Genomic DNA, 6474 nt, shown 5'->3' with positions numbered 1-6474 from the left:
CAGCGTCGCCCCAACTAAATGGAAAAGTCGAACGGTCACACCGCACTGATGATCAAGAGTTCTACCAGCTTTTGTCATATACAGACGACACCGACCTCGTTCAAAAGCTCAGCGAATGGGAGAGGTTCTACAACCTTGCAAGGCCGCATGGCGCTTTCAATGGAAAGGCACCTTACGAAATCCTCCGCGAACGCCTATAATCCAAACAAGGATGTCTCATCGCCCTTCAGAAGATTACATCGACTTCTATGTTCGACCGACGCCGAACCTGGAAGGAAAAGACGATGCGTGAGACTATTCGCTTTGCATGGGGGATCAGCTCCCTTGGCGACTTTGTGGTCGCCATGTCCGAGAAGGGTACACGACGTTAATCTCCGCCCGCGATTGACAATCTCAATATATCCGATAATCTGGATATATGGATAACAACACAGCAATTGCGGCGCTCGGCGCCTTAGCTCAGACCACACGACTTGAGACATTCCGGCTTCTGGTCCGGCATGAACCCGATGGCATCCCGGCCGGCGAACTTGCCCGCCTTATCGATGTGCCGCAGAACACCATGTCGGCGCATCTCGCGACGCTCTCGCGGGCAGGCTTGGTGACGAGCGAGCGGCAGAGCCGGTCGATCATCTACCGGGCAGACCTCGCCGGCCTGCGAGAGCTGACCCTGTTCCTCCTGAAGGACTGCTGTGGCGGATCGACGGAGCTTTGCGCTCCGCTCATCGCCGAGCTGACGCCCTGCTGCGCACCGGAGGCGAAGCTGTCATGAGCGCGATCAGGTTGGAGCAAATTGAAGGCAACGACGCTGGCCTCAAGGCAGCCTTGACGGAAGCACATCTGCCAACTGACGACATCGAGGATCACGGCCGCACCTTCTACAGGGCGCTGTCATCGGATGGCCGGGCTATCGGTTTCCTCGGTGTCGAGCGCTGCGGCGACGATTTTCTCCTCCGTTCGGTCGTCGTGCTTCCCGATCATCGGGGGCAAGGACTGGGGAGCATTTTGGTCGAGCGGGCGGTGGCGGGTCTCGATCAAGCTGGCGACGTCTTCCTTGCCACGACGAGCGCAGCACCGTTCTTCACGCGCGTCGGATTTTCTGAAGTCCTGCGAGACAGCGTTCCCGCAGCCGTGCTGGCGACCCGCCAGCTTTCCTCCATCTGCCCATCGTCAGCGAGCATCATGAGGCTTACCCGGCCGCCGACCTAACCACGGACCACGACCATGATCGACAAGACCTATAACGTGCTCTTCCTCTGCACGGGCAATTCCGCTCGTTCTATTCTCGCCGAATCCATCCTCAACGAGGAAGGTGGCGGACGATTCAAAGCCTTCTCCGCCGGTAGCCAGCCCAAGGGCGAAGTCAATCCGCATGCCCTGAAGGAGCTGGAGGCACTCGGCTATCCATCGACGGGCTTCTCGTCGAAGAGCTGGGATGTGTTCGCGGAGCCCGGCGCGCCGCAGATGGATTTCATCTTCACCGTCTGCGACAGCGCCGCCGGCGAAGCCTGTCCCGTCTGGATCGGCCATCCGATGACCGCCCATTGGGGTGTCGAAGACCCTGCCGCCGTCACGGGATCGGACGTCGAGATCCAGCGTGCCTTCGCACAGGCCGCGCGTTTCCTCAAGAACCGGATTGCCGCGTTCGTCAGTCTGCCGCTGGCATCCATCGATCACATGGCGCTTGAGACGAAGCTTCGCCAGATCGGTGCGATGGAAGGTTCGACGTCGCCGCAGGGAAAGTCCGCCTGATGTCCACGTTCGAGCGCTATCTGACCATCTGGGTATTCCTGTGCATCATCGCCGGTGTCGCCCTCGGCCATCTCATGCCCGGCCTCTTTCAGATCATCGGCGCGGCCGAGGTCGCCAAGGTGAACATTCCCGTCGCGATCCTGATCTGGCTGATGATCATCCCGATGTTGCTGAAGATCGATTTCCGGTCTCTCGCGCAGGTTGGCACTTACTGGCGCGGCATCGGCGTCACGCTGATCATCAACTGGGCCGTCAAGCCGTTCTCCATGGCGCTGCTCGGCTGGCTGTTCATCGGCTGGCTATTCCGCCCCTACCTGCCTGCCGACCAGATCGACTCCTATATTGCCGGCCTGATCATCCTGGCCGCGGCGCCCTGCACGGCCATGGTGTTCGTCTGGAGCAACCTGACGCGCGGTGAGCCGCTGTTCACGCTGTCGCAGGTGGCGTTGAACGATGCCATCATGGTCGTCGCCTTCGCGCCGACTGTCGGCCTGCTGCTCGGCCTCTCCGCCATCACCGTGCCGTGGGATACGCTCGTTCTTTCCGTCGCCCTCTATATCGTCGTGCCCGTTATTATCGCGCAGATCATCCGCCGCCGGCTCACGGTTGACGGTACGACGCGGGCACTGGACGGCGTGCTTGCAAGATTGCAGCCGGTCTCGCTGGTGGCGCTGCTCGCGACGCTGGTTCTGCTCTTCGCCTTCCAGGGCGAGCAGATCATCGCCCAGCCCGCCGTCATCGGCTTGCTCGCCGTGCCGATCCTGATCCAAGTCTATTTGAACTCCGGGCTCGCTTATCTGCTCAATCGGATGACCGGCGAGCGGCATTGCGTTGCCGGGCCATCGGCTCTGATCGGCGCCAGCAATTTCTTCGAACTCGCGGTTGCCGCCGCCATCAGCCTGTTCGGCTTCCAGTCCGGCGCGGCACTCGCCACCGTCGTCGGCGTTCTCATCGAGGTTCCGGTCATGCTCTCGGTCGTCTGGATCGTGAACCGTTCGAAGGACTGGTACGAGGCCGCCCCCGCTGTTTCCAGAACCACCGCCACCGAAAAGCACTGACCATGGACGCGACCATCTATCACAACCCCGCCTGCGGGACGTCCCGCAACACGCTGGCGCTGATCCGCGCTGCCGGCATCGAACCTGTTGTCATCGAGTATTTGCAGCAGCCGCCGACGCGCGAGCAGCTTGCGACGATGATCGCGGACGCTGGCTTGAACGTTCGGGAAGCTATTCGCGAGAAAGGCACGCCTTATGCCGAACTCGGTCTGGACAACCCAGACCTGACTGACGAGCAGTTGCTCGACGCGATGATCGCAACGCCGATCCTGATCAATCGCCCCTTCGTCGTGACACCGCTCGGCACCCGGCTCGCCCGCCCGTCTGAAGCGGTACTCGACATTCTGCCCGACACCTTCAAGGAGCCGTTCTTCAAGGAGGACGGTGAACAGGTTCTCGATCAGGAAGGAAAGCGCATTGCCTGACACATTTCCCGCATTGCAGGGCGATCACCTGCACTCGACCGATCTCGACGCCCTGCGTCCGGCATTCTCGACGCACAGGCCGCGCATCCTGATCCTCTACGGTTCGTTGCGCGAGATATCCTATAGCCGCCTGCTCGCATTCGAGGCCCGCCGGCTGCTCGAACGGCTCGGATGTGAGGTTCGCATGTTTGACCCAAGGGGTCTGCCGCTGCCTGACGAAGCGCCGGTAAGTCATCCGAAAGTGCAAGAATTGCGCGATCTTTCGCAATGGTCGGAAGGGCAGGTCTGGGTGAGCCCGGAACGCCATGGCGCGATGACCGGCATCATGAAGTCCCAGATCGACTGGATTCCACTCTCGGTAGGATCGGTCCGGCCGACGCAGGGCAAAACCCTCGCCGTCATGGAGGTCTCGGGCGGCAGCCAGTCCTTCAATGCCGTGAACCAGATGCGCATTCTCGGCCGCTGGATGCGGATGGTCACCATCCCGAACCAATCCTCGGTCGCCAAAGCCTATCAGGAGTTCGACGCCGATGGCCGGATGAAGCCCTCGTCCTACTACGACCGGGTGGTGGATGTCTGTGAGGAGCTGGTGAAGTTCACCGTCCTCACGCGCGACGCCTCCGCCTACCTCACCGACCGCTACAGTGAGCGCAAGGAACAGGCGGCCGAGCTTGAGAAGCGTGTATCGTTGCGGTCGATTTGAAGGGCTTCGCTCATGTCGGATGCGCGAACGTCATGCCTCGTGCCACAGCCAGAATGCTGACCGAAGCCTGCGCTTGCAAAACTTGACGTTGGAATCCGTCGATCGGGAGACGCAAGTGCCATCACATACATGCCGGTGTGCCCGCCGACCAACAGCCGTTGCGGTCAATACGGCCCGTTAGCCCCCACCAACGGAACCATCAAAATCCAAGCGCCCATGGTTGCAATCGCTTCTTATCCAGAGCCCGGGCACGGTTCATCCGCCAAATACCAGAATGGCGCGGCGCGACAGGGGTAGAACACCTCTTGCCTCCATTGGGACCATCGTGAAGATTACCGTTCCTACGCAGGGTTTGCTCTTTCCATAGAGTTCCAGGGAAACATTCCATGAGCCGACAGACAGATGCGATCCTCACCCTTTGCCGTGCGCTGCCGCCCACCCGTATCGCGATCGTGCATCCGGTAAAGGCCAATGTCATTGCCGCCAGCTTCGAGGCGGTGCAGGAAGATCTGGTAACGCCGGTGCTCATCGGCCCGGCGGCGCGGATAACCGACGCGGCCAGAGAGGCCGGGGTCGATATCGCGGGGTGGGAGATCGTCGATACCGAGCACAGCCATGCGGCGGCGGCCAAGGCGGCGGAACTGGCCGCGAGCGGCCATGTGGGTGCCATCATGAAGGGTTCGCTGCATACGGACGAGCTTCTGGGCGAGATCGTGAAGGCCGGCGCGGGGCTGCGCACGGAGCGGCGCATCTCGCACTGCTACCTCATGAGCATCGCATCCTATCCGAAACCGTTCATGATCACCGATGCCGCCGTCAACATCCTGCCCGATCTCGCGGTGAAGGCGGATATCGTCCAGAACGCGGTCGATCTCTGGCGCGTGGTGTTCGGCGAGGCGCGCGCGCCGAAGGTCGCCGCTCTCGCGGCGGTGGAAACGGTCAATCCCAAGATGCAGGCGATCCTCGACGCCGCAGCACTCTGCAAGATGGCGGACCGCCGGCAGATCACCGGCTGCCTGATCGACGGGCCGCTTGCCTTCGACAATGCGATCAGCCCGCAGGCAGCACGGGAGAAGGGCATAGAATCGGCCGTCGCCGGCGATGCTGACATCCTTCTCGTTCCCGATATCGAGGCCGGCAACATGCTGGCGAAGCAGCTCACGTTTCTTGGCAGCGCTGAGGCGGCCGGCATCGTGCTGGGCGCCCGCGTCCCCATCGTTCTGACAAGCCGGGCCGACGACCAGCGCACGCGCCTCCTGTCCTGCGCGCTTGCCTGCCTCCTCGCGGATGCCCGCGCCAAGGGCCGCATCAAATGACTGACGTCCTGCTCGTTCTCAATACCGGTTCGTCGAGCCTGAAATTCGAAGTTTTCGGCTATGAGGCACTCGACAAGCTCGCCAAGGGCAAGGTCACCGGCATCGGCACCGAGGCCAGGCTGAGCGCGACGGTCGTGGCAAGCGATGTCCATGTCGACAGGGCGCTTGCAGCGAACGACCACGAGACCGCCATGGCCGCGGTGATCGACCTCATCGACCGATACGACGACGCATGGCGCATGGTGGCGACGGTACACCGGATCGTGCATGGCGGCGCCGATTTCGTCGCGCCTGTCGTCGTCACGCCCGGGATTCTCGATCGGCTTGCGGCGCTGGCGCCCCTCGCGCCATTGCACCAGCCCTACAATCTCGCGGGCATCGCGGCGTCGGACCGCCTGTCGGACGCCCCGGACATCGCCTGTTTCGATACCGCCTTCCACGCCGGCCATGCACCGCTCTTCCAGGTCTTCGCCGTCGATGCGACGCTGCGGGATCGGGGCATCCGCCGCTACGGATTCCACGGCCTGTCCTACGAGTGGATTGCCCGCGTGCTCGCAAGTGACCACCCCGATCTTGCGCGCGGCCGGGTCGTGGTCGGGCATCTCGGCAATGGCGCAAGCCTGTGTGCCCTGAAGGACGGCGCAAGCGTCGACACGACCATGGGCATGACCGCGCTCGACGGTCTGCCGATGGGGAGCCGCACCGGTGCGATCGATCCCGGCGCGGTCACCTACATGCTGCGCAATCTCGGCATGGGCATCGACGATGTGGAACATGCGCTCTACGAGCGCTCCGGCCTGAAGGGCCTGTCCGGCCTCAGCAACGACGTGAAGGCCCTGCTCGAAAGCGCGGATCCGCGCGCCGGCTTCGCCCTCGACTATTTTGCCCTGAAGGTAGCGCAGTTCGCGGCCATGATGGCAGTGTCCATGGGTGGACTCGACGCCGTCGTCTTCACGGGGGGCGTCGGGGAAAATGCGGGACCGGTTCGCGATGCGATCCTCGCCCGGCTGGAATTCCTGCGGCCGTTCCGGACCTTGATCGTCCCGGCGAACGAGGAACGCATGCTTGCGATCCACGGCAAGGCATTGCTGGAGGCAGGACGGGGCGGCTGATCCGGTCCTCGATGGCGAGGCCCCGCGCAACACTTGACCAGGATCAATATATGCCGCGTTATCGGCGCTATGCTTCCGACCGCTTGCCTGGAACGGAAGGAATGTACG

General features: G+C 62.5%; 9 protein-coding genes. All 9 read left to right on the top strand.

Translation table 11 applies throughout. From position 1 onward, the window contains the following. Positions 1-200: integrase core domain-containing protein (locus GB927_RS32690; protein ID WP_256121332.1), on the top strand; the 200-nt coding region annotated here is incomplete at its 5' end. Between the two features lie 218 nt (positions 201-418). Beyond that, on the top strand, positions 419-772 hold the full coding sequence (locus GB927_RS32685; protein WP_256121331.1) for an ArsR/SmtB family transcription factor: 354 nt from the start codon (positions 419-421) through the stop codon (positions 770-772). After that, positions 769-1209 carry an arsenic resistance N-acetyltransferase ArsN2 gene (gene arsN2, locus GB927_RS32680; RefSeq protein ID WP_256121330.1) on the top strand — a complete coding sequence of 147 codons (441 nt, stop codon included), beginning with the start codon at positions 769-771 and terminating at the stop codon, positions 1207-1209. Before GB927_RS32685 ends, arsN2 begins: the two co-directional genes overlap by 4 nt. A gap of 15 nt (positions 1210-1224) precedes the next feature. After that, positions 1225-1752, top strand: coding sequence for an arsenate reductase ArsC (locus GB927_RS32675; protein ID WP_256121329.1), 528 nt, complete (start codon positions 1225-1227; stop codon positions 1750-1752). Next, positions 1752-2810, top strand: coding sequence for an ACR3 family arsenite efflux transporter (arsB, locus tag GB927_RS32670; protein ID WP_256121328.1), 1059 nt, complete (start codon positions 1752-1754; stop codon positions 2808-2810). The genes GB927_RS32675 and arsB overlap by 1 nt, the downstream gene beginning before the upstream one ends. Positions 2811-2812: 2 nt before the next feature. Continuing rightward, complete coding sequence (gene arsC / locus GB927_RS32665; RefSeq protein ID WP_035219779.1) at positions 2813-3235, top strand: arsenate reductase (glutaredoxin); 423 nt, start codon at positions 2813-2815, stop codon at positions 3233-3235. Next, complete coding sequence (gene arsH, locus GB927_RS32660; RefSeq protein ID WP_035219897.1) at positions 3210-3938, top strand: arsenical resistance protein ArsH; 729 nt, start codon at positions 3210-3212, stop codon at positions 3936-3938. The genes arsC and arsH overlap by 26 nt, the downstream gene beginning before the upstream one ends. 386 nt (positions 3939-4324) lie before the next feature. Next, on the top strand, positions 4325-5254 hold the full coding sequence (locus GB927_RS32655; protein WP_256121327.1) for a bifunctional enoyl-CoA hydratase/phosphate acetyltransferase: 930 nt from the start codon (positions 4325-4327) through the stop codon (positions 5252-5254). After that, positions 5251-6366: an acetate/propionate family kinase gene (locus GB927_RS32650; RefSeq protein ID WP_256121326.1), complete on the top strand. Its 1116-nt coding sequence runs from the start codon at positions 5251-5253 to the stop codon at positions 6364-6366. Before GB927_RS32655 ends, GB927_RS32650 begins: the two co-directional genes overlap by 4 nt. Positions 6367-6474 lie beyond the last annotated feature (108 nt).

The organism is Shinella lacus, from assembly GCF_010994755.1.
GTDB lineage: Bacteria > Pseudomonadota > Alphaproteobacteria > Rhizobiales > Rhizobiaceae > Shinella > Shinella lacus.
This window is presented reverse-complemented; position numbering and strand designations above follow the sequence as displayed.